This window comes from Megasphaera jansseni (assembly GCF_047974155.1).
GTDB lineage: Bacteria > Bacillota > Negativicutes > Veillonellales > Megasphaeraceae > Megasphaera.
Genome location: NZ_JBHYRR010000014.1, coordinates 1 through 22,500, shown reverse-complemented (window position 1 = coordinate 22,500; position 22,500 = coordinate 1). Strand labels below are relative to the sequence as shown.

The 22,500-nt window shown below is 57.0% G+C and carries 22 protein-coding genes; 21 read left to right on the top strand and 1 reads right to left on the bottom strand.

The genetic code is table 11. The annotated features are described in order from the left end of the window. Positions 1–44: 44 nt before the first annotated feature. The 13 genes from ACE418_RS06775 (at position 45) to dprA (ending at position 13,948) form a co-directional block, all read left to right on the top strand. Positions 45–1,994, top strand: coding sequence for an esterase (locus ACE418_RS06775; RefSeq protein WP_416449902.1), 1,950 nt, complete (start codon positions 45–47; stop codon positions 1,992–1,994). Positions 1,995–2,393: 399 nt separating this feature from the next. Then, the gene (gene hrcA / locus ACE418_RS06770) at positions 2,394–3,431 is read left to right on the top strand and encodes a heat-inducible transcriptional repressor HrcA (protein ID WP_416449901.1); all 1,038 of its coding nucleotides are present in this window, start codon (positions 2,394–2,396) and stop codon (positions 3,429–3,431) included. Between the two features lie 16 nt (positions 3,432–3,447). Further along, a complete protein-coding gene (grpE, locus tag ACE418_RS06765) occupies positions 3,448–4,059 on the top strand; it encodes a nucleotide exchange factor GrpE (protein WP_416449900.1) in 612 nt (203 codons plus the stop codon). A 33-nt stretch (positions 4,060–4,092) separates the two neighbouring features. Then, a complete protein-coding gene (dnaK, locus tag ACE418_RS06760) occupies positions 4,093–5,958 on the top strand; it encodes a molecular chaperone DnaK (protein ID WP_416449899.1) in 1,866 nt (621 codons plus the stop codon). 23 nt (positions 5,959–5,981) lie between these two features. Then, positions 5,982–7,235, top strand: a complete 1,254-nt coding sequence (gene dnaJ / locus ACE418_RS06755) for a molecular chaperone DnaJ (RefSeq protein WP_416449898.1) — start codon at positions 5,982–5,984, stop codon at positions 7,233–7,235. Positions 7,236–7,255: 20 nt separating this feature from the next. Next, positions 7,256–8,131, top strand: a complete 876-nt coding sequence (gene prmA / locus ACE418_RS06750) for a 50S ribosomal protein L11 methyltransferase (protein WP_416449897.1) — start codon at positions 7,256–7,258, stop codon at positions 8,129–8,131. A gap of 4 nt (positions 8,132–8,135) precedes the next feature. After that, positions 8,136–8,864 (top strand): 16S rRNA (uracil(1498)-N(3))-methyltransferase, encoded by a 729-nt coding sequence (locus ACE418_RS06745; protein WP_416449896.1) that lies wholly within the window; start codon positions 8,136–8,138, stop codon positions 8,862–8,864. After that, positions 8,864–10,171 carry a tRNA (N(6)-L-threonylcarbamoyladenosine(37)-C(2))-methylthiotransferase MtaB gene (gene mtaB, locus ACE418_RS06740; RefSeq protein WP_416449895.1) on the top strand — a complete coding sequence of 436 codons (1,308 nt, stop codon included), beginning with the start codon at positions 8,864–8,866 and terminating at the stop codon, positions 10,169–10,171. Before ACE418_RS06745 ends, mtaB begins: the two co-directional genes overlap by 1 nt. A gap of 180 nt (positions 10,172–10,351) precedes the next feature. Then, the gene (locus tag ACE418_RS06735) at positions 10,352–10,696 is read left to right on the top strand and encodes a histidine triad nucleotide-binding protein (RefSeq protein ID WP_298585855.1); all 345 of its coding nucleotides are present in this window, start codon (positions 10,352–10,354) and stop codon (positions 10,694–10,696) included. Next, positions 10,693–10,821, top strand: coding sequence for a hypothetical protein (locus tag ACE418_RS06730; RefSeq protein WP_416449894.1), 129 nt, complete (start codon positions 10,693–10,695; stop codon positions 10,819–10,821). The genes ACE418_RS06735 and ACE418_RS06730 overlap by 4 nt, the downstream gene beginning before the upstream one ends. Positions 10,822–10,928: 107 nt before the next feature. Beyond that, positions 10,929–11,300: a YraN family protein gene (locus tag ACE418_RS06725; protein ID WP_416449893.1), complete on the top strand. Its 372-nt coding sequence runs from the start codon at positions 10,929–10,931 to the stop codon at positions 11,298–11,300. Positions 11,301–11,304: 4 nt separating this feature from the next. Beyond that, positions 11,305–12,819, top strand: coding sequence for a YifB family Mg chelatase-like AAA ATPase (locus ACE418_RS06720; protein WP_416449892.1), 1,515 nt, complete (start codon positions 11,305–11,307; stop codon positions 12,817–12,819). A 7-nt stretch (positions 12,820–12,826) separates the two neighbouring features. Next, on the top strand, positions 12,827–13,948 hold the full coding sequence (gene dprA, locus ACE418_RS06715) for a DNA-processing protein DprA (protein WP_416449891.1): 1,122 nt from the start codon (positions 12,827–12,829) through the stop codon (positions 13,946–13,948). On the opposite strand, the gene ACE418_RS06710 is transcribed toward dprA, so the two are convergent. Further along, a complete protein-coding gene (locus tag ACE418_RS06710) occupies positions 13,943–14,665 on the bottom strand; it encodes a hypothetical protein (protein ID WP_416449890.1) in 723 nt (240 codons plus the stop codon). The genes dprA and ACE418_RS06710 overlap by 6 nt on opposite strands. A 272-nt stretch (positions 14,666–14,937) precedes the next feature. Between ACE418_RS06710 and ACE418_RS06705 the strand changes: the two genes are divergently transcribed. The 8 genes from ACE418_RS06705 (at position 14,938) to ACE418_RS06670 (ending at position 22,418) form a co-directional block, all read left to right on the top strand. Continuing rightward, complete coding sequence (locus ACE418_RS06705) at positions 14,938–15,156, top strand: hypothetical protein (protein WP_226885701.1); 219 nt, start codon at positions 14,938–14,940, stop codon at positions 15,154–15,156. A 300-nt stretch (positions 15,157–15,456) separates the two neighbouring features. Then, entirely contained in the window at positions 15,457–15,741 is a 285-nt protein-coding gene (locus tag ACE418_RS06700; RefSeq protein WP_416449889.1) for an HMA2 domain-containing protein, read from the top strand. A gap of 2 nt (positions 15,742–15,743) precedes the next feature. Next, complete coding sequence (locus ACE418_RS06695) at positions 15,744–16,394, top strand: HMA2 domain-containing protein (RefSeq protein WP_416449888.1); 651 nt, start codon at positions 15,744–15,746, stop codon at positions 16,392–16,394. Between the two features lie 3 nt (positions 16,395–16,397). Then, on the top strand, positions 16,398–18,491 hold the full coding sequence (locus tag ACE418_RS06690; RefSeq protein ID WP_416449887.1) for a heavy metal translocating P-type ATPase: 2,094 nt from the start codon (positions 16,398–16,400) through the stop codon (positions 18,489–18,491). 448 nt (positions 18,492–18,939) lie between these two features. Continuing rightward, positions 18,940–19,233, top strand: a complete 294-nt coding sequence (locus ACE418_RS06685) for a DUF2325 domain-containing protein (RefSeq protein WP_416449886.1) — start codon at positions 18,940–18,942, stop codon at positions 19,231–19,233. 22 nt (positions 19,234–19,255) lie between these two features. Continuing rightward, entirely contained in the window at positions 19,256–19,492 is a 237-nt protein-coding gene (locus ACE418_RS06680; RefSeq protein WP_298586309.1) for a FeoA family protein, read from the top strand. Positions 19,493–19,511: 19 nt separating this feature from the next. Beyond that, complete coding sequence (gene feoB, locus ACE418_RS06675) at positions 19,512–21,947, top strand: ferrous iron transport protein B (RefSeq protein ID WP_416449885.1); 2,436 nt, start codon at positions 19,512–19,514, stop codon at positions 21,945–21,947. Between the two features lie 285 nt (positions 21,948–22,232). Then, on the top strand, positions 22,233–22,418 hold the full coding sequence (locus ACE418_RS06670) for a FeoB-associated Cys-rich membrane protein (RefSeq protein ID WP_416449884.1): 186 nt from the start codon (positions 22,233–22,235) through the stop codon (positions 22,416–22,418). Positions 22,419–22,500: the final 82 nt, after the last annotated feature.

Here is a 22,500-nt window from a genome sequence, read left to right as displayed (position 1 = left end):
GTATAATGAATTGCAAAAAAATTTCAATTCGAGGTGACCTCTTTATGAAAGGTAAACATATTCCTGCTCTGGCTGTGCTCTGCTGCGCCCTCAGCCTGACGGCACCGGTCTGGGCGGCACCGGCAGGGGATGATTTGAATCAGGCGGCCGTGACGGCAACTTTGCCTGCTAATGTTTCTCAATCCGCCATCCGCGATGTGACGGCTTTGAGTACCGTCTATGGCGATGGCGAAAGCGTATCGGCTGTGGCTCTCCATTACCCCAAGACCATTGACGCCAGCCGCCTGAAGGCGTCGGACTTCACGGTCGCCGGCAAGACCATCGACAAGGTCTACACCAACGATGCGCCGGAAACGTCGCTGACAGGGAAGAAGGGGAGTTATGTCATCGTCAGCCTGGTCCATCCGGCAACGCCCCTGCCGACGGCTGCATCCCAGGCCCAGCGCAAGGCAGAACACCACGATAAGGACCAGGAAGGTTCCAACGCCCTGAACGGCGGTGATGCGCCCATGTATTCCGACCGCAAGGCGCCGGACCTGAGCGTCTCTGTCAGCCAGACCGGGACGGTCTATGCGGCGGACGGTACGGCCTATGGCCCGACGACGGCGGCCTTGTCTGCCGATAAGACGGTCGATGCCGTCATGGACTCCTTTAAAACTTATATATATAAGGACCCGGCTACGGGCTATGAAATGCCTTACAATATTTACCTGCCCAAAGGCTACGATGCCGACAAGGCCAAAACCTATCCCATGGTCGTCTTCATCGCCGATGCCAGCGCCAATATCAACGACCCCAAGGCCGTCCTCTATCAGGGCAACGGGGCCATCGTCTGGGCGACACCGGAAGAACAGGCCAAGCACCCGGCCATCGTCCTGGCGCCGCAGTATACGGAAGACCTCATCCGCTCCATCGGCATGATGACGACCGATACCCACCAGTGGACCAAAGGCCTGACCCTGGTGACGGACCTCATCATGGATGTATCCAACAAGTACCGCGTCGACAAGGACCGCATCTACGGGACCGGCCAGTCCCAGGGCGGCATGGCCAATATCGCCATCAGCGACGCCTATCCGGAACTCTTTGCCGGCCAGTACCTCGTCGCCTGCCAGTGGGATACGCAGGAAATGGAAAAACTCAAGGACAAGAACCTCTGGATCACCGTCTGCCAGGGTGACAGCAAGGCCTTCCCGGGCATGAATGAAGCGACGGCCCTCTGGGAAAAGGACGGCGCTGTCGTCGCCCGCAGCCGCATGTGGGACAGCACCGGCGGCACGCCTGTCTATGAACAGATGATGAAGGTCATGGAAGACCAGCAGGCGCCCATCAACTATACGGTCTTCAAGGACGGGGACCACATGTATACCTGGTCCTTTGCCTATAACATCGAAGGCATCCGGGACTGGCTTTTTGAACAGACGAAAGCCGAAGACGTCCTGAAAAAGACGGCTCCTTCCGGCGCAGCCGGTCATACTGCCGGACAGGGCGGTGCCCATAAGGGCAGCCCCCAGGGGAAAGCCCTCCTCGATACGGGGATTGCCTATCTGTATGGCCAGAACGGCACGACGGACTACGACGTAGCCCGTGAATGTTTCCAGAAAGCCTGGCAGGACGGCCACATGAAGGCGGCCCGCTACCTGGGTATCATGGCCGCCAACGGCTGGGGCGAAAAACAGAGCGATGCCAAAGCGGCCCAGTGGTACGATAAAGCCCAGCAGAAAGGCGATACGACCAGCATGTACCTGTTGGGCAAATGCTACGAACAGGGCAAGGGTGTCAAGCAGGATTACGCCAAAGCCATGAGCCTCTACGAAAAAGCGGCTCAGCGCACGGACCACGTCGGCGCACCGGCCATGGTCTACTTAGGCGACATGTACGCCAAGGGACTGGGCGTACCGGTAGATACAGCCAAGGCCAAAGCATGGTACCAGAAAGCCGCCGTCACAGGCAACCTCGACGCCATCGAAGCGTTGAAAGAGATTGGTGGCTAGTGGTTCGTGGCTCGTAAAGCCTCCCTTGATAGGCCCTTTTTGGCCCGTCAGGCGTTGACCGCAGGGAAACGCAGGACGGCTGCCAAAACGGAGAGCCGGGCTGGAGGTGGCCCGAAAGGGCCGGAGAGGTTGAATTTCACTGTAGGGGCTCGCACGTGGCGAGCCCGCCGGATATATGTGAGATACTTGTGGAACGATGGGTGTGAGCGGGCGCCCCACGTGGCGCCCCTACAGAAAAAAAGCGCTGTCTTCATGCGACAGCGCTTTTTTTACAACTTATTTGACTTTTTGACTTATATTCTCTTGACAAAACATATTCTCCATGCTATCTTATATATAGTCTTAGAAGTCAAATAGTCAGACTGCTAAGAATAGTCAAATGAGCAGAAGGTGAGTACGATGGATTTGGATGCACGAAAACAAAAAATACTGCAAGCCATTATTCAGGATTACATCTCCTCTGCCGAACCTGTCGGGTCGAGAACCATCGCCCGCAAGTATGACTTAGGCGTCAGTGCCGCGACGATCCGCAACGAAATGTTCGATTTGGAAATGATGGGCTACCTGGAACAGCCTCACACGTCGTCTGGCCGCATCCCGTCGCTGAAGGGATACCGCTTCTACGTCGACTGCCTGCTCAAGCCGACGAAGATCACGGACGCAGAAAAGCAATTCGTCCAAACGTGGTTCCAGGATAAAGTGAGCAGCGTCGACCAGATTTTTCAGTCGACGGCCAAGTTACTGGCCAGGATCACCCACAACGTCACCCTGGTCATGGCGTCACAGCGGCTTAATTCCAAGCTGAAGTACATCCGCTTCTTACCGCTCGATGACCGTCGGGCCATCATGATTGTCGTCACCGATACGGGGCAGGTAGAAAATTGCATTTACCCGAAACCGGCCGGCGCCAGTCTGGACGATCTGAACATCATTGCCCAGCGGCTGACCAACTACCTGGCCGGTACGGCCATAGACCATATTGACGAAAAGGCCATCGAAGCCTTTCACGAGACGATCGTCGACGACGTCGAGTTATACCGCCTGGCATTCCGGTCCATGGGACAGGCCTTCCGCAAAGGACAGCAGTTCTATAAAGGAGGGACCATGGAACTCCTCAACAAGCCGGAATTTAAAGATGTCGACAAGGCCAAGAGCCTCTTTACCATGCTGGAAGAACAGGATGTCGTCGCCAACCTCCTCCACGACGAGGGAGAAGGCGAGGCCGTTACGGTCCGCATTGGCGAAGAAGCGAAGTTATCGCCTATCAATGATTGCAGTATCATTGAAGCGACCTTTACGGACCATGATGTAGTCCTCGGCAAGCTGGCCGTATTAGGACCAGCCCGTATGGAGTATGCCAAGATTATCGGTCTCTTGGATTTTATGAAACAGCATGTGACACATATGCTGGCGCATTACCACGACGATAATAAGTAGGGAGGGGTACACAGACATGAGTGATACAGAAACAAACGCAGAAAAAGATACCGTGTTGGAAGAAGACGCGGAAAAAGTCGCCGAAGACGCTGCCAAAGAAAAGGTAGATGAAGCCGGAAAGGCTGCGGCAGATGAAAGTGCCGATAAAAAGGCACCGGATGCCAAAGACGATGCTGCCAAAGCCGAAGCCGAAAAGGCCGCAAAGGTCCAGCAGCAGTTCGTCCGGCTCCAGGCTGACTTTGCTAACTATAAAAAACGCACAGCTGCTGAAAAGCTTCAGATTTCAGAAGTCGTCAAGATGGACGTCCTGACCCGCATCCTGCCGGTCATCGACAATTTCGAACGGGCCCTGCAGGTCCCGCAGGATAAAGTCACAGAAGATGTGAAATCCTTCATCGACGGCTATGAAATGATTTACAAACAGCTCCTGGGCGTCCTGGAAAAGGAAGGGGTCACCAAGATCGATGCCGTCGGCAAACCGTTCGACCCCAATTATCATCAGGCCGTCATGCGCGTGCCCAGCGATGAATACGATGACGATGTCGTCGTAGAAGTCCTTCAGGAAGGATATCTCCTGGGCGACAAGACGCTGCGTCCGGCCATGGTCAAAGTTGCATTCAACGGTTAATCATCGTTTGAAATAAGATTGGAGGAATCTTTTATGAGTAAAGTTATTGGTATTGACTTAGGTACAACAAACTCCGTAGTAGCTGTTATGGAAGGCGGCGAACCTACGGTCATCACGAATACGGAAGGCTCCCGCCTCACACCGTCTGTCGTAGGCTTTTCCAAGACGGGCGAACGCCTCGTCGGCCAGCTGGCAAAACGCCAGGCCGTATCCAATCCGGAAAACACGATTTCGTCCATTAAACGCCACATGGGTGAAAACTACACCGTAGACATCCAGGGCAAGAAATACACACCGCAGGAAATCTCGGCCATGATCCTTCAGAAATTGAAGGAAGACGCTGAAAGCTACCTCGGCGAAAAAGTTACCCAGGCCGTCATCACGGTTCCGGCTTACTTCAACGACGGCCAGCGCCAGGCTACGAAAGATGCTGGTAAGATCGCCGGCCTCGACGTTCTCCGTATCGTCAACGAACCGACGGCAGCAGCCCTCGCTTATGGCCTTGATAAGGGCGGCGACGGCAAGATCCTGGTCTTCGACCTCGGCGGCGGCACCTTCGATGTTTCCATCCTCGAACTCGGCGATGGCGTCTTTGAAGTAAAGGCTACCAACGGCAACACTCACCTCGGTGGCGATGACTTCGATAACAAAGTCATGGAATGGATGATCAGCGAATTCAAGAAAGAAACGGGCATCGACCTCTCGCAGGATAAGATGGCTGAACAGCGCCTCAAGGAAGCTGCTGAAAAAGCCAAGATCGAATTGTCCACCGTCCTTTCGACCAATATCAACCTGCCCTTCATCACAGCCGATGCTACGGGCCCGAAACACCTCGATTTGACCTTGACCCGTGCTAAATTCAATGAATTGACGGAAGATCTCGTCCAGGCTACGATGGAACCGACCAAGAAAGCTATCGCTGATTCGGGCTACACCATCGATGAAATCGACAAGATCATCCTCGTCGGCGGTTCCAGCCGTATCCCGGCTGTCCAGGATGCCATCAAATCCATCCTCGGCAAAGAACCGAGCAAAGGCGTAAACCCCGATGAATGTGTCGCTATCGGCGCAGCTATCCAGGCCGGTGTCCTCGTCGGCGATGTCAAAGACGTCCTGCTCCTCGATGTTACGCCGCTTTCCCTGGGCATTGAAACCCTCGGCGGTGTCTTCACCAAGATCATCGACCGCAACACGACCATCCCGACGTCTGGCAGCCAGGTCTTCTCGACAGCTGTCGATAACCAGCCGTCCGTTGACGTCCACGTCCTCCAGGGCGAACGTGAAATGGCCGCTGACAACAAGACCCTGGGCCGCTTTGAACTGACAGGCATCCCGGCTGCTCCCCGTGGAGTACCTCGTATCGAAGTCACCTTCAACATCGATGCCAACGGTATCGTAAACGTTTCGGCAAAAGACCTCGGCACGGGCAAAGAACAGAAGATCACCATCAAATCTTCGTCGGGCCTCGACAAGAGCGAAATCGACCGCATGGTCAAAGAAGCTGCAGCTCATGAAGCCGAAGACAAGAAACGTAAAGAAGCCATCGAAGCCAAGAACAACGCCGACTCCCTCATTTACCAGGCTGAAAAGACCATCAAGGATATGGGCGACAAGGCCGACGCTTCTAAAGTTTCGGAAATCAAGGATAAGATCGCTGCCTTGAAAGAAGCCATGAAGACCGACGATACGGATAAGATCAAAGCCGCTTCCGAAGCCTTGACTAAACCGCTCTATGACCTGACCAGCGAAATGTACAAGAATGCAGACGCTGCCCAGCAGGCTCAGCAGCAGGCAGCCGGTGCCCAGGCCGGTGCACAGCAGCAGGCTCAGAACAATGGCCAGAAAGATGAAAAAGTAGTCGACGCCGATTACACTGTAGTCGACGACGACAAGAAGTAAGATAGATAAGAGGGGCTGCCCACATGAGTAAAAGAGATTATTATGAAGTCCTTGGCGTTCCCAAAGACGCCAGCGATGCTGAAATCAAGAAAGCTTTTAAGAAATTAGCGCTCAAATACCATCCGGACCGCAACCCGGACAACCCGAAGGCAGCAGAAGAAAAATTCAAGGAAATCAACGAAGCGTACAGCGTCCTGTCGAATAAACAGAAACGCGCCCAGTACGACCAGTTCGGTCCGGCAGCATTCCAGAACGGCAATGCTGCCGGTTCCGGTGCCGGTTTCGGTCAGGGAGGCTTCGGAGGTTTTGGCGGCTTTGGCGGATTCGGCCAGGGTGGCCAGGGCTTCGGCGGCTTTGAAGATATCTTTGATTCTTTCTTCGGCGGCCAGGGCAGCCGTCAGTCGGCCAATGGCCCGCAGCGCGGTGCCGATTTGCGCTTCGACGTAGACATTACCTTTAAACAGGCTGCCTTTGGTACGGAAATGGAAATCCAGGTCCCGAAAGAAGAAACGTGCGACCACTGCCACGGCACCGGTGCCGAACCGGGCAGCAAGGTAGATACCTGCCCGGACTGCCACGGCACAGGCCAGCAGCGCGTCGTCCAGAACACGCCTTTCGGCCAGATGGTCAACGTCCGCACCTGTTCCCGCTGCGGCGGCACAGGCAAGATCATCCATGACAAGTGCAAGAAGTGCCATGGCACGGGGACGGTCAAGGTCCGCAAGAAACTGAAGATCAAGATCCCTGCCGGTGTCGACGACGGCGCACGCCTGCGCGTAGCCGGTGAAGGCGAACCGGGCGTCCGCGGCGGCGGTCACGGCGACCTGTACGTCTACATCTTCGTCCGCCGCGATCCCAAGTTTACCCGTGAAGGCAACGACATCTTGTCCCAGGAAACGATTTCCTTCGCCCAGGCTGCCCTGGGGTCGAAGATCCTCGTCGAAACCCTGGACGGCAAGATCGAATTGACTATCCCGGCCGGCACCCAGACGGGGACGGTCTTCCGCATCCGCGGCAAGGGCGTACCGGTCCTGGGGTCCAAGAGCCGCCGTGGCGACCACCACGTCCAGGTCACGGTCGCAGTACCGAAACACCTCAACGCCAAACAGAAGGAACTCCTGCGGGAATTCGCCTATGCTGGCGGTGAAACGTGGGTGGGGGAGCCAAAGCCGGCTGAACAACCGGCCGACGGTGACGCCACGAACGCCAAGAGCGATAAAAAAGAAACGAAGAAGACCAAAAAGAGCTTTTGGTCGAAGTTAAAAGAAGATCTGTAAAGATAAAGGGAGTATGAACGATGCAATGGAATGAAGTAGATTTGCTCGTTTCCCCAACGGCCACCGATTTGGTGGCCCTTCTTGTTTTTGAATGTGGAAGCAATGGCTCGGTCATCGACGACGAGCACCCGGACCACAAAGGGCGCATCCGCATTACGGCGTATTTCCCGCTGGCACAGGAAGGTCTTGTGGAAACGATACGAGAAAAGATGGGCGTCCTGGAAAAACGGGGCGTCGACCTGGGCGACTGGAAGGTCGCCGAAAAGAAAGCCGACGATAAGGACTGGCTCTTTGCCTGGCAGGAACACTTCCATCCCAAGAAGATTTCCCGCCACTTCTGGGCGGCACCGGCGTGGGAACCGGCCCGGCCGGCAGACGGCGAAGACGTCCTTTCCATCGATCCGGGCCTGGCCTTTGGCAGCGGCTTCCACGATACGACGTGCATGTGCGTCCAGTATCTGGAAGATACGGTGAAGGCCGGCGATACGGTCTTTGACATCGGCACGGGGACGGGGATCCTGGCCATCGCCGCGGCCAAACTGGGCGCATCCCACGTGACGGCTGTCGACTTCGACGGCGTCGCCGTCAAGCAGGCGGCGGTCAACGCCAAATTGAATGGCGTCGAAGACAAATTGACCATCGCCAACAGCGACCTCCTGGCCGCCATCCCGCAAGGGCAGCAGGCCGACGTCGTCGTGGCCAACCTGGTGACCAATGCCGTCCTGGCCCTGCTGCCGACGCTGCCGCCGTATCTCAAAAAGGGCGGTACGCTCATCGCCAGCGGCATCATCGACGAACGCATCGACGAAGTGCGCCGTGCTGCTGCTGCCGTCGGCTTCACCTGGGTCGATGAACAGTTCCGGAGCGGCTGGTATGCCGTCCAGATGAAGAGGTGAGACTATGCGTAAGATTTTCACGGATTTTCCTATTTGCGGGACTTTTGAATTATCCGCCGACGATGCCCACCACGTCGTCGTCGTCCTGCGCCATACCGTCGGCGATACGCTGAACGTCACGGACTGCACCGGTGCGACCTATGAATGTTTCATCACCCGCATGGAAGGCCATTCGGCGTACCTCACGCCGGCGCGCAAGCTTTCCGACGGGCCGGCGTCGAACGGCCGGGTCATCCTGGCGGCAGGCCTGCTCAAGGGCGACAAGTTCGACTGGGTCGTCCAGAAGGCGACGGAACTCGGCGCCGGGCGTATCGTTCCTGTACAAATGGAGCATTGTGTAGTAAAATTAGATGATAAACGGCGGCAGGCACGGCTCGAACGCTGGCAGCGCCTGGCCCTGGAAGCGGCCAAACAGTGCGGCCGCGACGACGTGCCAGACGTAGCGCCGGTCATGGGCTTTACGGAACTCGTCGATGCCTATGCCGACACGCGCTTCGTCATCCCCTATGAACAGGAGACGGCGCCCTTGTCGGAAGCCTGCCACGACGTGCGTACCGGCGACGTCGTCATCGCCATCGGCCCTGAAGGGGGCTATGCCGAAAAGGAAATCGCCTATGCCACGCAGCATCTGTCGTGGTGCCGCACGGTCTCCCTGGGGCCCCGCATCCTGCGCGCTGAAACGGCGTCGCTGGCGGCCCTGTCTATCATTATGTACGAAAGAGGATTCAAGTAATGCCAACTATCGCTTTTGCCACTCTTGGCTGCCGTGTCAACCAGTACGATACGGACAGTATGCGCGGCCTTTTCCTGGCTGCGGGCTTCACGGAAGCCGATTTCGACGGCCCGGCCGACGTCTATGTCATCAATACCTGTTCGGTCACCCAGGTCGGCGAAAAGAAATCCCGCCAGCTCATCCGGCGGACGAAGAAGCGCAACGACGCGGCCAAGGTCATCGTCACCGGCTGCTATGCCCAGCTCGATCCGGAACTGCTGACGGCCATGCCCGAAGTCGACGCCGTCGTCGGGACCAATGAACGCAGGCGCATCGTCTCCATCGTCCGCGAACTCCTGCACGACGGGGAAGAGGAAGCCATCACGGCCGTCCACGACGTGCGCCGCCAAGACGAATTCGAGGAAATCCCCCTCTATCCGTCGGCCGTGGAACACACGCGGGCCGACCTGAAGATCCAGGAAGGGTGCAACAATTTCTGCTCGTACTGCATCATCCCCTATACGCGGGGGGCCTTGAAATCGCGTCAGCCCGACGCCATCGTCGCCGAAGCGAAGCGCCTGGTCGCAGCGGGCTTCAAGGAAATCGTCCTGACCGGCATCCACCTCGGCGCCTATGGCCGCGACCTGGCGGATCATCCATCGCTGGCCCATATCCTGGACCGCCTGGTCAAGGAAACGGACGTGGCCCGCATCCGCCTGGGCTCCATCGAGTCCCTGGAAATCGGTGACGACATGATTGACGTCATGAACAGTTCGGACCGCATCTGTCCGCACCTGCACCTGCCGCTCCAGTCCGGGTCGGATCCGATTCTGAAGGCCATGAACCGCCATTACACGGTAGCCGAATATGAAGACCTCATCGCCCGCCTGCGCAGCCGCATCGACGGCCTGACCGTCTCGACGGATCTCATCCTGGGCTTTCCCGGCGAAACGGAAGCGCTTTTTGAGGAAACCATGGCGACGCTGGAACGCCTCCGCTTTTCCCATATCCACGCCTTTCCGTACTCCCAGCGCAAGGGGACGCCGGCAGCGGATATGAAGGACCAGGTCGAAACGGCGGAAAAGAAACGGCGCGTCGAACTCGTCAATGAACTGTCGGCCCGCCAGAAGGCAGAGCTCCTGGCATCCCTGGTCGGCCAGACGGCGTCGGTCCTCATCGAAAAACAGGACGGCACGACGGGCGAAGGCTTTACGGAAAACTACGAACGCGCCGTCGTCGAAAACCTTCCGGCCCAGGCCGAAGGCACGGTCGTCGAAGTCACCCTCACCGGCAGCGACGGGCAGAAGCTCGTAGGTCGTAGGTCGTAGGTCGTAGGTCGTTCGTCGTTCGTCGTTCGTCGCAAAGGATAAAAAATAGTTTCTGACACGAAACGGGTAGGGGCTCGCACGTGGCGAGCCCGTCCGGAACATGAACGCATCCTGCCTGCATGATTACGACGGTCTGGCGGGCCCCTACGAACACCCCACACACCAAAGGAGGAATTTATCATGGAAGACTGCATTTTCTGCAAGATCATTGCCGGGGAAATCCCGAGCACGAAAGTTTGGGAAGACGACAATTTCTTCGCCTTCAAGGACATCAACCCGGTCGCCCCGGTCCATGTCCTGGTCATCCCTAAGAAACATATCCAGAGTATCGCCGATTTGACGCCGGACGATGCCGACGTCGCCGGCAAGATGCTCTATGCCATCCAGAAAGTCGCCCAGGTCATGGGGCTCGACAAGGACGGCTTCCGCGTCGTCTTCAACACCGGTGAAAAGGCGGGCCAGACGGTCCATCACATGCATGCCCACATCTTAGGCGGCAAAGAAATGGCTTGGCCCGGCGTATGAGTGAAAGGCGCCGGAGACGGAAGCCCCAGCGCCAGGTGACGATTACGGCGGCGGCCCTGACCCGCATCATTGCCATCGTCCTGCTCATCGGCGTCGTCGCTTTCCTGATGATCCATAAAATTTAATCTTCTTCTCATGAAAAAAGGCCCGGAAGGGTCTTTTTTTTATGCATTTTTAATCTTTCCCGGCTACGATGGAAGTAATCGGAACGAAGAGAGAAAGGGGAATCGCCATGGAGAAGAATCTATTAGGCTATTATGGGGAACAGGCGGCCCTGGCGTATGTGCGCCAGGAAAAGGGCTATCACGTGCGCTGCTGCAATTACCGCAACCGCCTGGGAGAAATCGACATCATTGCCGATGACGGCCATACGCTGGTATTCATCGAAGTCAAGACGCGGACGACGGAGGCTTACGGCCTGCCCTGCGAAGCCGTCGAAAAGCGCAAGCGCCGCAAGATCACCCGCGTGGCTTCGGCCTACCTGGCCCAGTTCGACCTTTGGGAGCGGCCGTGCCGCTTCGACGTCATCGAAGTCTGGCCCGGCGACGGCGGCCAGCCGGCTATCCGCCACATCGCCCATGCCTTCCTGGCGGAAAGGCGGTGAGGCTGTGTTCGCGCGTATCTATGGGGCGGCGACGCTGGGCCTGAACGGCCATGTCATCGCCGTCGAAACGGATATTTCCAACGGCCTGCCGTCATTCGACCTGGTCGGACTGGCCGCTACGTCGGTGAAAGAGGCTAAAGAACGGGTCCGGGCAGCCGTCAAGAACAGCGGCTATGAATTTCCCATGCGCCGCCTGACGGTCAACCTGGCGCCGGCAGACCTGAAAAAAGACACGTCCGGCCTGGATCTGAGCCTGGCCGTGGCCATCCTGGTGTCGAGCGGCCAGATTCCCGAAGAGGCCTGCGAAAAGTGCCTCTTCCTGGGCGAACTGGCCCTGGACGGGCGCATCCGTCCGGTGAACGGCATCCTGCCCATGGTCCTGGAAGGGGCGGCCCAGGGGATGAAGACTGTCTTCGTCAGCCGGGACAATGCGGCCGAAGCCCTGCTCTGTCCGGATCTCAGGGTCTACGGCGTCGACACGCTCAGCGACGTCGCTGCCTGCCTGACCGGGGAAAAGACGCTGGATCCTGCCCGGCCGGAACCGCTGGCGCCGGACCAGCTGGATTATGATGTCGACTTCGCCGAAGTCCAGGGCCAGGCGGAAGCCAAGCGGGTCCTGGAAATCGCCGCAGCCGGCGGCCATAACGTCCTCATGATCGGCCCGCCGGGAAGCGGCAAGACCATGCTGGCCAAACGCATCCCGACCATCCTGCCGCCCATGAGTGAAGCCGAAGCCCTGGAAGTGACCAAAATCTACAGCGTCGCCGGCCTCCTGGGCAAGGGGCGGCTCCTGCAGCAGCGGCCTTTCCGCAGCCCTCATCATACCATTTCCATGGCCGGCCTCGTCGGCGGCGGATCCATCCCCAAGCCCGGCGAAGTGACGCTCAGTCATCACGGCGTCCTCTTCCTCGACGAGCTGCCGGAGTTCCCGCGGTCCGTCCTGGAAGTCCTGCGCCAGCCCCTGGAAGACGGCGTCGTCCACATCGCCCGTGTCCAGGCGGCCTTGTCCTATCCGTCGCGTTTCGTCCTGGTGGCAGCCATGAATCCCTGCCCCTGCGGCCGTTACGGCTTCGATGAAGGCTGTACCTGTTCGGACAGTGAAATACGCCGGTATACCCATAAGATCTCCGGTCCCCTCCTGGACCGCATCGACCTCCATGTCCGCGTCGAACGGCCGGCGTACCGGGAATTGACGGCCCGGCGGCAGGCTGAGCCGTCGGCGTCTATCCGCTCGCGGGTCCTGTCGGCGCGCCACCGGCAGCAGGAGCGTCTGGCACCTTATGGCTGTACCTGCAATGCCCATATGGGGCATCGGGAGATACGGGCGACGTGCCAGCTGACCGAGGCGGCCCAGCACTTATTGCGTGAAGCCTTCGACGTCCTGCGTCTCAGCGCCCGCAGTTACGACCGCATCATCAAAGTATCCCAGACGATCGCGGACCTGGCCAAAGAACCGGTCATCGCCAAGGATCACGTCGCCGAAGCCATCAGTTACCGCAATAAGATGCACCAGCCATGAAGGAGGGATGAATGTGGATCAGGAAACGATGTACGCTGCGGCCCTGCAGTCCCTGCCGGGCTGTGGCAGCCGCCGCCTGCAGGCCCTCCTCGACGTCTGCCGCTCGCCCCGGCAGGCCTGGGACGCCGTCTGGGATGAAGACCTGCGGCGCCAGATAGGGATGCCGGCCAAGGTTTTTTCTCAGCTCAGGCAAGAACGAAATGTTTTTGATTGGGAGACATTCCAGCACAAACTGGCTTTTTATGGCGTACGGCCCGTCGCCTTATGGGATGACGACTATCCCAGCTGGCTGCCCTTCATCGCCCAGCCGCCGCTGGTCCTCTTTTGTCAGGGGACGATGCAGCGTGACAGCAGCAGTATCGCCATCGTCGGCTCCCGTAGGGCCAGCCCCTATGGCCTGAACGCTGCCGAGACGCTGGCTGCCGAGCTGGCCGCCCAGGGCTTCACCATCGTCAGCGGCGGTGCCAGGGGCATCGATACGCGGGCCCATCGGGGCGCCCTGAAGGGGAAGGGGCGGACTGTCGTCGTCGCCGCCAACGGCCTGGACCGGACCTATCCCAGGGAGAACAAGGCCCTGTTCCGGCACATCGTCGACAGTGGCGGCGCCGTCATCTCGGAATATGCTTTCGGCGTCGAGCCGCTGTCCCGGAATTTCCCGGCCCGCAACCGCATCATCGCCGGCATGGCGGCCGCGACGATCGTCGTCGAAGCGGCCCTGCGCAGCGGTTCCCTGATTACGGCCGATTTCGCTCTCGACGAAGGGCGCGACGTCTTTGCCATGCCGGGCAGTGTCTTTTCTGAGACCAGCCGGGGGACGAACCACCTGCTGCAGCTCGGCGCCATTCCCTTGACCTGTGCCGACGATGTGGTCCGGGAATTCCGCCGCCGCGGCTGGCAGGGACCGGAGACCATATCCCATGCGGAAAGGCCTGGCCTGAGCCCAGCCGAACAGGCTGTCATCGACGTCATTCCCTTCGATCGGGCGGCGCCGGTGAGCGAGCTCCTGGAAAAGACGGGCCTCGCCGTCGCCGACCTGCTGCCCATCCTGCTGGCCCTGCAGATGAAGAAAGCCGCCGAGGAACTTCCCGGCGGCTATATCCGCTGTGCGGCGGCTTTTTCAGTGCTATAGGTTCTGGAGGATATAGGCCCTGGCCTTGTCGACGGAGACGACGTCGATCCAGCCGAAGGGGACCAGGGCATGACAGCAGGCGAAGAGGGTATGATGGTCGGCGATGAAGGCTTTCAGGGCGGCTATCGTCTGCGCACTGCCTTCGATGGCCTGGTAGCCGGTGACGGCGGCGTTGATGAGGGTGTCATCTTTCCATTCTTCGCGGAAGCAGCTGTGCAGGAAGAGGAACAGGTCCAGGACCGGCGCCGGCGCGTCGACGAATTTCTTTTCGTTTTCCCAGTCGAGGAAGGTGATCGTCCCGGTGTCCGTATCGTAGGCGATGTCCCGCAGGGCCGGCCGCCCGTGGTGCAGGCCGGCAGCGTGGAGGCGGGCCAGGCCCTGGCCCGCTTTTTCAAAGGCCTCCTTACGGACGGCGGCATATTCCGCTTCCTTGGCAACGCCCTGCAGCGTCTTGCCGGCAGCTTCCATGACGAAGAAGTCTTCATCCAGGAGGACCAGCTTCGGTGCCAGGGGCAGGCGGGCGTTGACGGTCATGATTTTGTACGCTTCGCACCAGAAAGCGGCCGACGGGTTCTGCTTGGCAAAGGCATTGCGGCCATTGCCCATGCGGCGCTTGATGAAGTACGTTTTATTTTCAAAAGAAAGGGACAAAATCCGTTTGTCCGGTGCTTCAGCGATGGCCGATTGAACGGATTTTAAGAGAGACCTATTGAACAAGAAAGTCACACCTTTCAAAATTTTAAGATATAATTTCAAAATTTACAGATTATATACATAAGAATGTTCTTACATTATAACAAATTTTGTCAGTAAAATAAATGGGGTAGCCCTTGAAAATTGGGCATTTTCTTGCGAATCTCCTTCGAAATAGACCATCTTGTAAACAAAACGTTATATTGAATTTGATAAACGCTATTGACATGCGAAGGGAGACACTTTATAATAAAAGACGTAAATGAATATCAATTTTTTCAAGGGAGATGTGTCGTATGTTTCAGAATACAGACTTTTGGATTGGCTTAGGTATCGGTGTCGTCGCTGGTGTTTTCGGTTATAAACTCATGTCCGAACGGGAACAGCAGCTCCTGGCTATGCAGCAGCCCGCTGCCGGTGCCATGACTGCTTCGGTACCGCTCGCTGAATTACAGCGCCAGAAAGAAGAATTGGAAGACATGATTGCAGCTCAGGAAGCCGCACAGGCTAAATAAGTTTGTAGGGAAGGCCTTTGCGGTTTCAGCGGAAGCCTTTAAATTTAAAGCCATCTGCTAACAACTAACCACTAGCCACTAACCACTTAAAAAGGAGCTGTCGCACGAAGGTTTTTTGCCATCATGCGAGGCCCCTTAAACTTAAAAGTTTTTCGTTCGTAGTTCATCGTTCATCGCGATGGATTGATATTTTTAATCTCATACGACAAACGATGAACGACCTACGATCAACGTAAAAAGAGGCTGTCTTAATGCGACAGCCTCTTTTTAAGAGGAACAACACCAGGAAGGACTGCTTGTATGATTATTCCGACGTCGAAATGGGATCTCATCATGAAAGCCGTTTCCATTTCGTCTTACTTACCAGGCCGTATCCGCCTGCACAGTAAAAAACTCATCGGCAATGCCGAATTGGGCCGCAAGGTCTACGCCTACATTGCCAGTTATAAAGAAATCGATAAGGTCGATGTCAATGTCCTCACGGGTTCCGTCTTGATCACCTACCGGCCGCAGGTCCTGCGGGCCAACCGGGAACTCGTACGGGTAGAAAATTATATCATGACCCATGTTGAAAGGAGAAGATAATCATGTCTTATGCCTCAGGTTTTATGGTGGGCACGTCGATTGGCAAAGCCGTATACGACTTGTTCCACAATAAGAAGGGCAAAGCGGCTGCCGCAGCTGCGCCCGCCGGTACGTTCCGGCCTCAGGTCCAGGCGGCAAAGCCGGCAGCGGATGTGCCCCGGTTCGCTTGCGTTTCCGTTTTGAAAGGCCGTCGCCGTTACCGTGCTGCAGCCCTCATCGGCAATCCGGAGCTGGCTTCTTTGATCGAAGAAAAAGTCAGCACCCTGCCGGAGGTCCAGTTCATCCAGGTCAGCGCCGTCACCGGCAGCATCCTGGTCTTTGCCCATAGCGAAGGGACCCTGGACCGGTTGGAAAACTTCTTCCGCTTCCGTCTCTTCCCGAACGCTGTCGAAGGCATTATCAGCGCTGTCTGCGATGCGGAGCAGCAGGAAGGCAAAAAAAAAGAAGAAACGACGTACCTTAAAGCGGTCCGCGATACGGGGGCTTTCTTCAGCGGCATCATCCGCAACGAATCGGGCCGTTTTTTTGACTTGCGCACGGTCGCTGCCTTGCTTCTGACCCTTCGCGGCCTGCGCAAAGTCGTATTTATGGGACAGCGCCCGTCAGGACCGCAGATGCTGTGGTGGGCCCTGTCTTTATTGAGGGGGCATTAAGTCATGTACATGCGTAACACTATCTTCCTGCACAGTGAGATCCCCAGCCGCATGCGCCCTGTCCTGAGCGTCAAGCTCCGCCAGCTCCGCGGCATCGTATCCGCCATCGTGGAAGAAAAGAAAGTCACGGTCTACTATCTGGGACAGCTGGACCTGCGGGCACTGAACCTCTTCGTCCGTGCCTTTGAAGATAAATATGGCCGCAAGAAAGAAGCCAAGAATGACGACATGGATGTCGCCACCTATCGCCGGGAAGCCATCATTTCCGTCGGCGGCTTCATTGCCATGAACATCCTGCGCAAGGTCAATCCGGAATTCTACGGGTCGATCCTCTTGTTTCGCCGATTATTTACCTTATATATTGCACGCCGTTACATTAAGAACGGCATCATGGGACTCGTAAAAGACCATCAGGCCAATGCCGATACCCTGACGGCAACGGCTGTGGCTGCCTCCGTCCTGGCGGGCAAGCCTGAATCGAGCCTGACTCTCCTGGCACTGTCCAACGGGGCTGAAATGATGACCGAATATGCTGCCGAAAAGGCACGCCGTCAGATTTCGGGGCTCCTCAAACTGGACCAGCGCGATGTCTGGCTCGTCGAAAACGGCCATGAACGCAAGGTCCCTGTCGAATCGCTGAAGCGGGGCGACCTCATCGCCGTCCACCTCGGTGAAAAGATCTGCGTCGACGGCAGCGTCGTCAGCGGCAATGCCGCCGTCAACCAGGCCTCCATTACGGGCGAATCGAATCCGGCTATCAAGCAGGAAAAATCGCCGGTTTATGCCGGCAGTGTCATCGAAGCCGGTGACCTGGTCATCCGCGTCGAAAAAGTCGGCGCCGACACGTCCCTGGCCCAGATCATCCACCTCGTCGAAGAAGCCCAGACCCGCCGGGCGCCGGTCCAGAATTTTGCCGATAAGATGGCCAACCTCCTGGTTCCCATCTCCTTCATCGGTGCAGCCATCGTCTACGGGGCGACGAAAGATTGGCAGCGCGTCCTCAACCTCTTGTTCATCGACTTCTCGTGCGGCCTGAAATTGTCAACAGCGACGGCCATCTCGGCAGCCATCGGCGTGGCAGCCCGCAAGGGTATCCTCATCAAGGGCGGCAACTACATCGAAAACCTGGCCGACATCGACACGGTCGTCCTCGACAAGACCGGGACCATCACCATGGGGGTTCCCCAGATCGACCACATCGAAACGGTCGAAGGCGTGGACGATAAGGAAATGATCCTCCTCGCCGCTTCGGCCGAAATGCATTCCGTCCATCCCCTGGCCGTAGCCGTCCAGAAATACGTCAACGCCCAGGGCTGGCAGACGCCGCCTCATGCTTCGTCGGAAACCGTCGTCGCCCGCGGCATGAAAGCCAACGTGCCCGACTTTGAAGGCTACGAAGGCGGGGAAGTCCTCGTCGGCAGCCGCCGCTTCATGACGGAAGAAGGCATCGAAGGCATGCCGGCGACGGATAACAAGACCTGGGGCAAGAACCTCTTGTACATCGCCCGCAACGGCCAGTACCTGGGCTTCCTGGTCATCCAGGATCCGGTCCGTCCGGGCATGAAGAAGACCTTGAACCGCATGCGCCGCCTGGGCATCGACGAAGTCGTCATGCTCACAGGCGACTCGAAAGACGTCGCCGCCGAAGTCGCCCGCGACATGGATATCGACTCGTATCACGCCGAAATCCTGCCGGAAGACAAAGCCAACTACGTCATGAAGATGCAGAAACGGGGCAACGTCATGATGGTCGGCGACGGCATCAACGACGCACCGGCCCTGGCCTTTGCCGACATCGGCGTCAGCCTCGGCGGCAACAAGACGGACATCGCCGCCGAATCGGCAGCCATCACCATCCGTTCGGAAGACCCGTCGAAACTGTACGATGCCCTTTACATCGGCAGGGAAACGATGCGGGCCATCAACCAGAACTTCACGGCCACCATTGTGGTCAACTCGGCAGCCATGCTGCTCGGCGCCTTAGGGAAGATCAGCCCCCTCTGGGCCGCTGTCATCCACAATACAGCTACCCTGGCCGTCGTCCTCAACAGCGTCCGCATCCTCAAACCGGCCCGTCCCACCAGACGCCCGGCATAGCAGCCTCCCTCATAGGGGAGGTGGCCTGTATAACGTTGTAAGCGTCTTTAAGCATGCCACAGCCTCCCCTCATAGGGGAGGTGGCCGAAAGGCCGGAGAGGTTCTTTTCTATCTAAATTTAAAACCATCCGCTAGCCACGAGCCACTAGCCCCTAACCCCTAACTGCTAACCCCTAATCCCTCAAAAAGTTTGTAGGGGCTCGCACGTGGCGAGCCCGTCCGGGAGATGGACACATTCCCACATCGGGCAGAAACGGGCGCCCCACGTGGCGCCCCTACAAAAGGACTTGTCGTTATGCGACAGGCCCTTTTTTTATAAATGAATTTCAATAGCAACTATTGACACAGTTTGTGAAAAAATATATAATGTTTATGGTAATGAAATGTATTATCATTAATCAGAAGGGATGTGTGAGTATTATTTACGGAGCTGAAAGGAGCGATGTAAATGAGTGTCGTCATCGTAGGTGGAAATGATTGTATGGTTTGTCGCTATAAGCGTATCTGCAAAGAGTACGATTATAAGGCAAAGGTCTTTACACAGGTACCCAGCGATTTCAAGTCGAAAATCGGATCGCCGGATCTTGTCGTGTTGTTCACCAGCACCGTGAGCCATAGTATGGTCCGCTGCGCTATCAAAGAAGCCCAGCGCAAGAACGTCGAAGTCGTCCGTTCCCATACGAGCAGCTCGAACGCGCTGAAAAACATATTAGCAGCCCGGACGACGGAAACAGCCGTCTGAGGTGAGCAAAGGGGAGTTAGTCATGAAAATTGTTTCGTTAGCCGACATGAAAGTCGGCCAGTCGGGCGTCGTCGATGCCCTGCAGGGACGGGGGAACATCCAGCACCGCCTCGTCGACATGGGCGTCGTCAAAGGCTCGCACATTTCAGTCTTCAAAAAGGCCCCGCTCGGAGACCCCATTGAGGTAAAAGTCAAAGGGTGCGCACTGGCACTGCGCATGAATGAAGCGGCGATGATTTCCGTCGCTGTCGAACAATAAAAGGGGGTACATAGTAGTCATGGAAAATGCAGCAAAAATCAAGATTGCCCTGGCCGGCAATCCGAACTGCGGTAAAACGACGATTTTTAACAACATTACCGGCGCGAAACAGCACGTCGGCAACTATCCTGGCGTTACTGTCGAAAAGAAGGAAGGTCATCGTACCTTCAACGGCAAGGACCTGCTCTTCGTCGACCTGCCTGGCACATACAGCCTGACGGCACGGTCCCTGGATGAAGTCGTAGCCCGTAACGTCATCATCAATGAAAAACCGGACATCATCGTCAATGTCCTCGATGCGTCCAACCTGGAACGTAACTTGTATCTGGCTGCACAGCTCGTCGAACTGGGCCGCCCCATGGTCATCGCGCTGAACATGATGGACATCGCTGAACGCATGGGCGTCAAGATCGACCTCAAGAAACTGGGACAGCAGCTCGGCGCCGTCGTCGTGCCCCTCGTCGGCAGCAAGAACATCGGCACCAAAGAACTGCTCGATGCCATTTCCGGTACGCAGACCCAGAACCTGGTCAACGCCAAGGTCGATTATGGCTCCGATGTCGAACCGGCCATTGCCAACCTGACCGATGCCATTGAAAAAATGGGCATCATCAAGTATCCGGTCCGCTGGCTGGCTGTCAAGCTTTTGGAAAACGACTCCGACGCCATCGCCAAGGTACGCGCCATGGAAGGGACACAGTCCATCCTGGCTTTGGCTTCGACCCTGCGTGATTCCCTGGCCAATAAGATTGATCTGGACTTCTATTTCGCTCAATGCCGATACCAATTCGCAACTGACGTATTCAATAAATCGATTATCAATGTCGGTTCGAGCGACTCCTTGTCTGATAAAATCGACAGTGTCCTGACCAACCGGTATTTAGGGATTCCTATTTTCCTGGCCCTCATGTGGCTCATGTTCGTCGTCGTCATCAACGTCGGCGCTTATCCGCAGGGCTGGCTCGACACGGGCTTTTCCATGCTCGGCGATTGGTGCAGCGATGTCATCGAAGATGAACAGCTCCGCTCCCTCGTCGTCGACGGCGTCATCGGCGGTGTCGGTTCCGTCCTTTCCTTCGTTCCCCTTATCGTCCTCTTGTATTTATTCATCAGCCTTCTCGAAGATACGGGTTATATGGCCCGCGCCGCTTTCCTGATTGACCGCGCCATGCGTGCCCTGGGGCTGCACGGCAAGTCCTTTATCCCGATGATCCTCGGCTTTGGCTGCAACGTACCGGGCATCATGGCCGCTCGTACCCTGGATAACGAAAAAGACCGTCTGGTCACGATCCTGGCCTGCCCGTTCATGAGCTGCGGTGCCCGCCTGCCGGTATACACCCTGCTCATCGCCGCTTTCTTCGGCGCTTCCGGTCACGGTGGTACCGTCCTCTTCGGCGTATATCTCCTGGGCATCATCATTTCCGTCTGCGTCGCCCTGGTCCTCCGTCATACGACTTTTAAAGGGGAACAGGAACCGTTCGTCATGGAAATGCCGCCGTATCACATTCCGACCTTGAAGGGCGTCCTCATGCACATGTGGGAACGCACCGTCTTGTACCTCAAAAAAGCCGGTACCTTCATCCTCGGCGCATCCATCCTGGTCTGGTTCCTCACGGCATACCCGATGGACGTCGAATACTCTCAGGACTTCGATGCAGCCAAAGACCAGGTCACGGCTGAAATGGAACAGAAACAGTCTGACATCCTCCAGTCCTATGGCCTCAGCGCTATCGAAGACAATGCTGAATTGAATGATATGTATGAATCCATGGTCGCTGCTGCTGATGAAGCCGCTGACGAAGCCGATGAAGATGAAGCCGATACAGGCAACGCCCTGAACCCGGCTGCCGCCCTGAGCTCCGTCGAAGACCAGGTCAAGAATTCCGAAGAAGAAGAAGACAACTTGTTCATGGGCAAATATCCGCAGAGCTTCGCCGACCTCCAGGAACAGAATCCGGCCGTCTTCGCTCAGGCTCTGCCGCTCTTTGATGCCAAAGCAGATGCCGACGACGAATCGTCCAAACTCGACGACCAGCAGACCGCTGAAAAACTCCAGCAGTCCTATGCCGCCCGCCTCGGTCATTTCGTAGAACCGGTCATCGCACCGCTTGGCTTTGACTGGAAGATCGGCGTAGGCCTCATCGCCTGCACGGCTGCTAAAGAAGTCATGGTATCTACGCTGGGCACGATTTACAGCGTTGGCGGTGACGACACCCACGAATCGGGCATCGTCGCTTATCTCCGCGATGATCCGGACTTCAACCAGGCCGTCGCCCTCTCGCTCATGGTCTTCGTACTGCTCTACATGCCGTGCGTCGCTGCCATGGCCGTCATCAAACGTGAAACCGGTTCCTGGAAAATGCTCCTCGCCTGCGACGCTATGTGCCTCGTACTCTCGTACGTCCTGGCCTTTGCCACCTATCACCTGGCTCTCATGGCCGGCCTCGGCGCCTAAGGCTTGAAGCAGCCTCTCCCATAACGTATAATGTTAGTGGCTAGTGGCTAGTGGCTAGTGGCTAGTGGCTAGTGGCTTGCCTCCCCTCATAGGGGAGGTGGCCCAAAGGGCCGGAGAGGTTGATTTTAAGCCTCCCCTCATAGGCCCTTTTTGGTCCGTCAGGCGTTGACCGCAGGGAAACACAGGACGGTTGCCAAAACGGAGAGCCGGGCTGGAGGTGGCCCAAAGGGCCGGAGAGGTTGATTTCACAACTAATAATCGCTAATCCCGAAAGGAGGTATATCTATGAGTCCTGCAACGATTATCGTCGCTATCGTCGTCCTTATCGCCGTAGCGTACTTCATCCACCATATCCGCGGCCTGTTCAACGGAACGGCCAGCTGCTGCGGCAACTGCTCAGGCAGCTGCTCATCCGGTGGAAAAACAAAAACGGGGGACGATTCCAAATTGCCTCCGTGCTGCCGGAAATAGCATAAGAAAAAGAGGCTGTCGCATTAAGACAGCCTCTTTTTACGTTGATCGTAGGTCGTTCATCGTTTGTCGTATGGGATTA

Coding starts and splice junctions, on each gene's coding strand:
- ACE418_RS06775 (WP_416449902.1), top strand. CDS start 45: ATGAAAGGTAAACATATTCCTGCTCTGGCTGTGCTCTGCTGCGCCCTC.
- hrcA (WP_416449901.1), top strand. CDS start 2,394: ATGGATTTGGATGCACGAAAACAAAAAATACTGCAAGCCATTATTCAG.
- grpE (WP_416449900.1), top strand. CDS start 3,448: ATGAGTGATACAGAAACAAACGCAGAAAAAGATACCGTGTTGGAAGAA.
- dnaK (WP_416449899.1), top strand. CDS start 4,093: ATGAGTAAAGTTATTGGTATTGACTTAGGTACAACAAACTCCGTAGTA.
- dnaJ (WP_416449898.1), top strand. CDS start 5,982: ATGAGTAAAAGAGATTATTATGAAGTCCTTGGCGTTCCCAAAGACGCC.
- prmA (WP_416449897.1), top strand. CDS start 7,256: ATGCAATGGAATGAAGTAGATTTGCTCGTTTCCCCAACGGCCACCGAT.
- ACE418_RS06745 (WP_416449896.1), top strand. CDS start 8,136: ATGCGTAAGATTTTCACGGATTTTCCTATTTGCGGGACTTTTGAATTA.
- mtaB (WP_416449895.1), top strand. CDS start 8,864: ATGCCAACTATCGCTTTTGCCACTCTTGGCTGCCGTGTCAACCAGTAC.
- ACE418_RS06735 (WP_298585855.1), top strand. CDS start 10,352: ATGGAAGACTGCATTTTCTGCAAGATCATTGCCGGGGAAATCCCGAGC.
- ACE418_RS06730 (WP_416449894.1), top strand. CDS start 10,693: ATGAGTGAAAGGCGCCGGAGACGGAAGCCCCAGCGCCAGGTGACGATT.
- ACE418_RS06725 (WP_416449893.1), top strand. CDS start 10,929: ATGGAGAAGAATCTATTAGGCTATTATGGGGAACAGGCGGCCCTGGCG.
- dprA (WP_416449891.1), top strand. CDS start 12,827: ATGAATGTGGATCAGGAAACGATGTACGCTGCGGCCCTGCAGTCCCTG.
- ACE418_RS06705 (WP_226885701.1), top strand. CDS start 14,938: ATGTTTCAGAATACAGACTTTTGGATTGGCTTAGGTATCGGTGTCGTC.
- ACE418_RS06700 (WP_416449889.1), top strand. CDS start 15,457: ATGATTATTCCGACGTCGAAATGGGATCTCATCATGAAAGCCGTTTCC.
- ACE418_RS06695 (WP_416449888.1), top strand. CDS start 15,744: ATGTCTTATGCCTCAGGTTTTATGGTGGGCACGTCGATTGGCAAAGCC.
- ACE418_RS06690 (WP_416449887.1), top strand. CDS start 16,398: ATGTACATGCGTAACACTATCTTCCTGCACAGTGAGATCCCCAGCCGC.
- ACE418_RS06685 (WP_416449886.1), top strand. CDS start 18,940: ATGAGTGTCGTCATCGTAGGTGGAAATGATTGTATGGTTTGTCGCTAT.
- ACE418_RS06680 (WP_298586309.1), top strand. CDS start 19,256: ATGAAAATTGTTTCGTTAGCCGACATGAAAGTCGGCCAGTCGGGCGTC.
- feoB (WP_416449885.1), top strand. CDS start 19,512: ATGGAAAATGCAGCAAAAATCAAGATTGCCCTGGCCGGCAATCCGAAC.
- ACE418_RS06670 (WP_416449884.1), top strand. CDS start 22,233: ATGAGTCCTGCAACGATTATCGTCGCTATCGTCGTCCTTATCGCCGTA.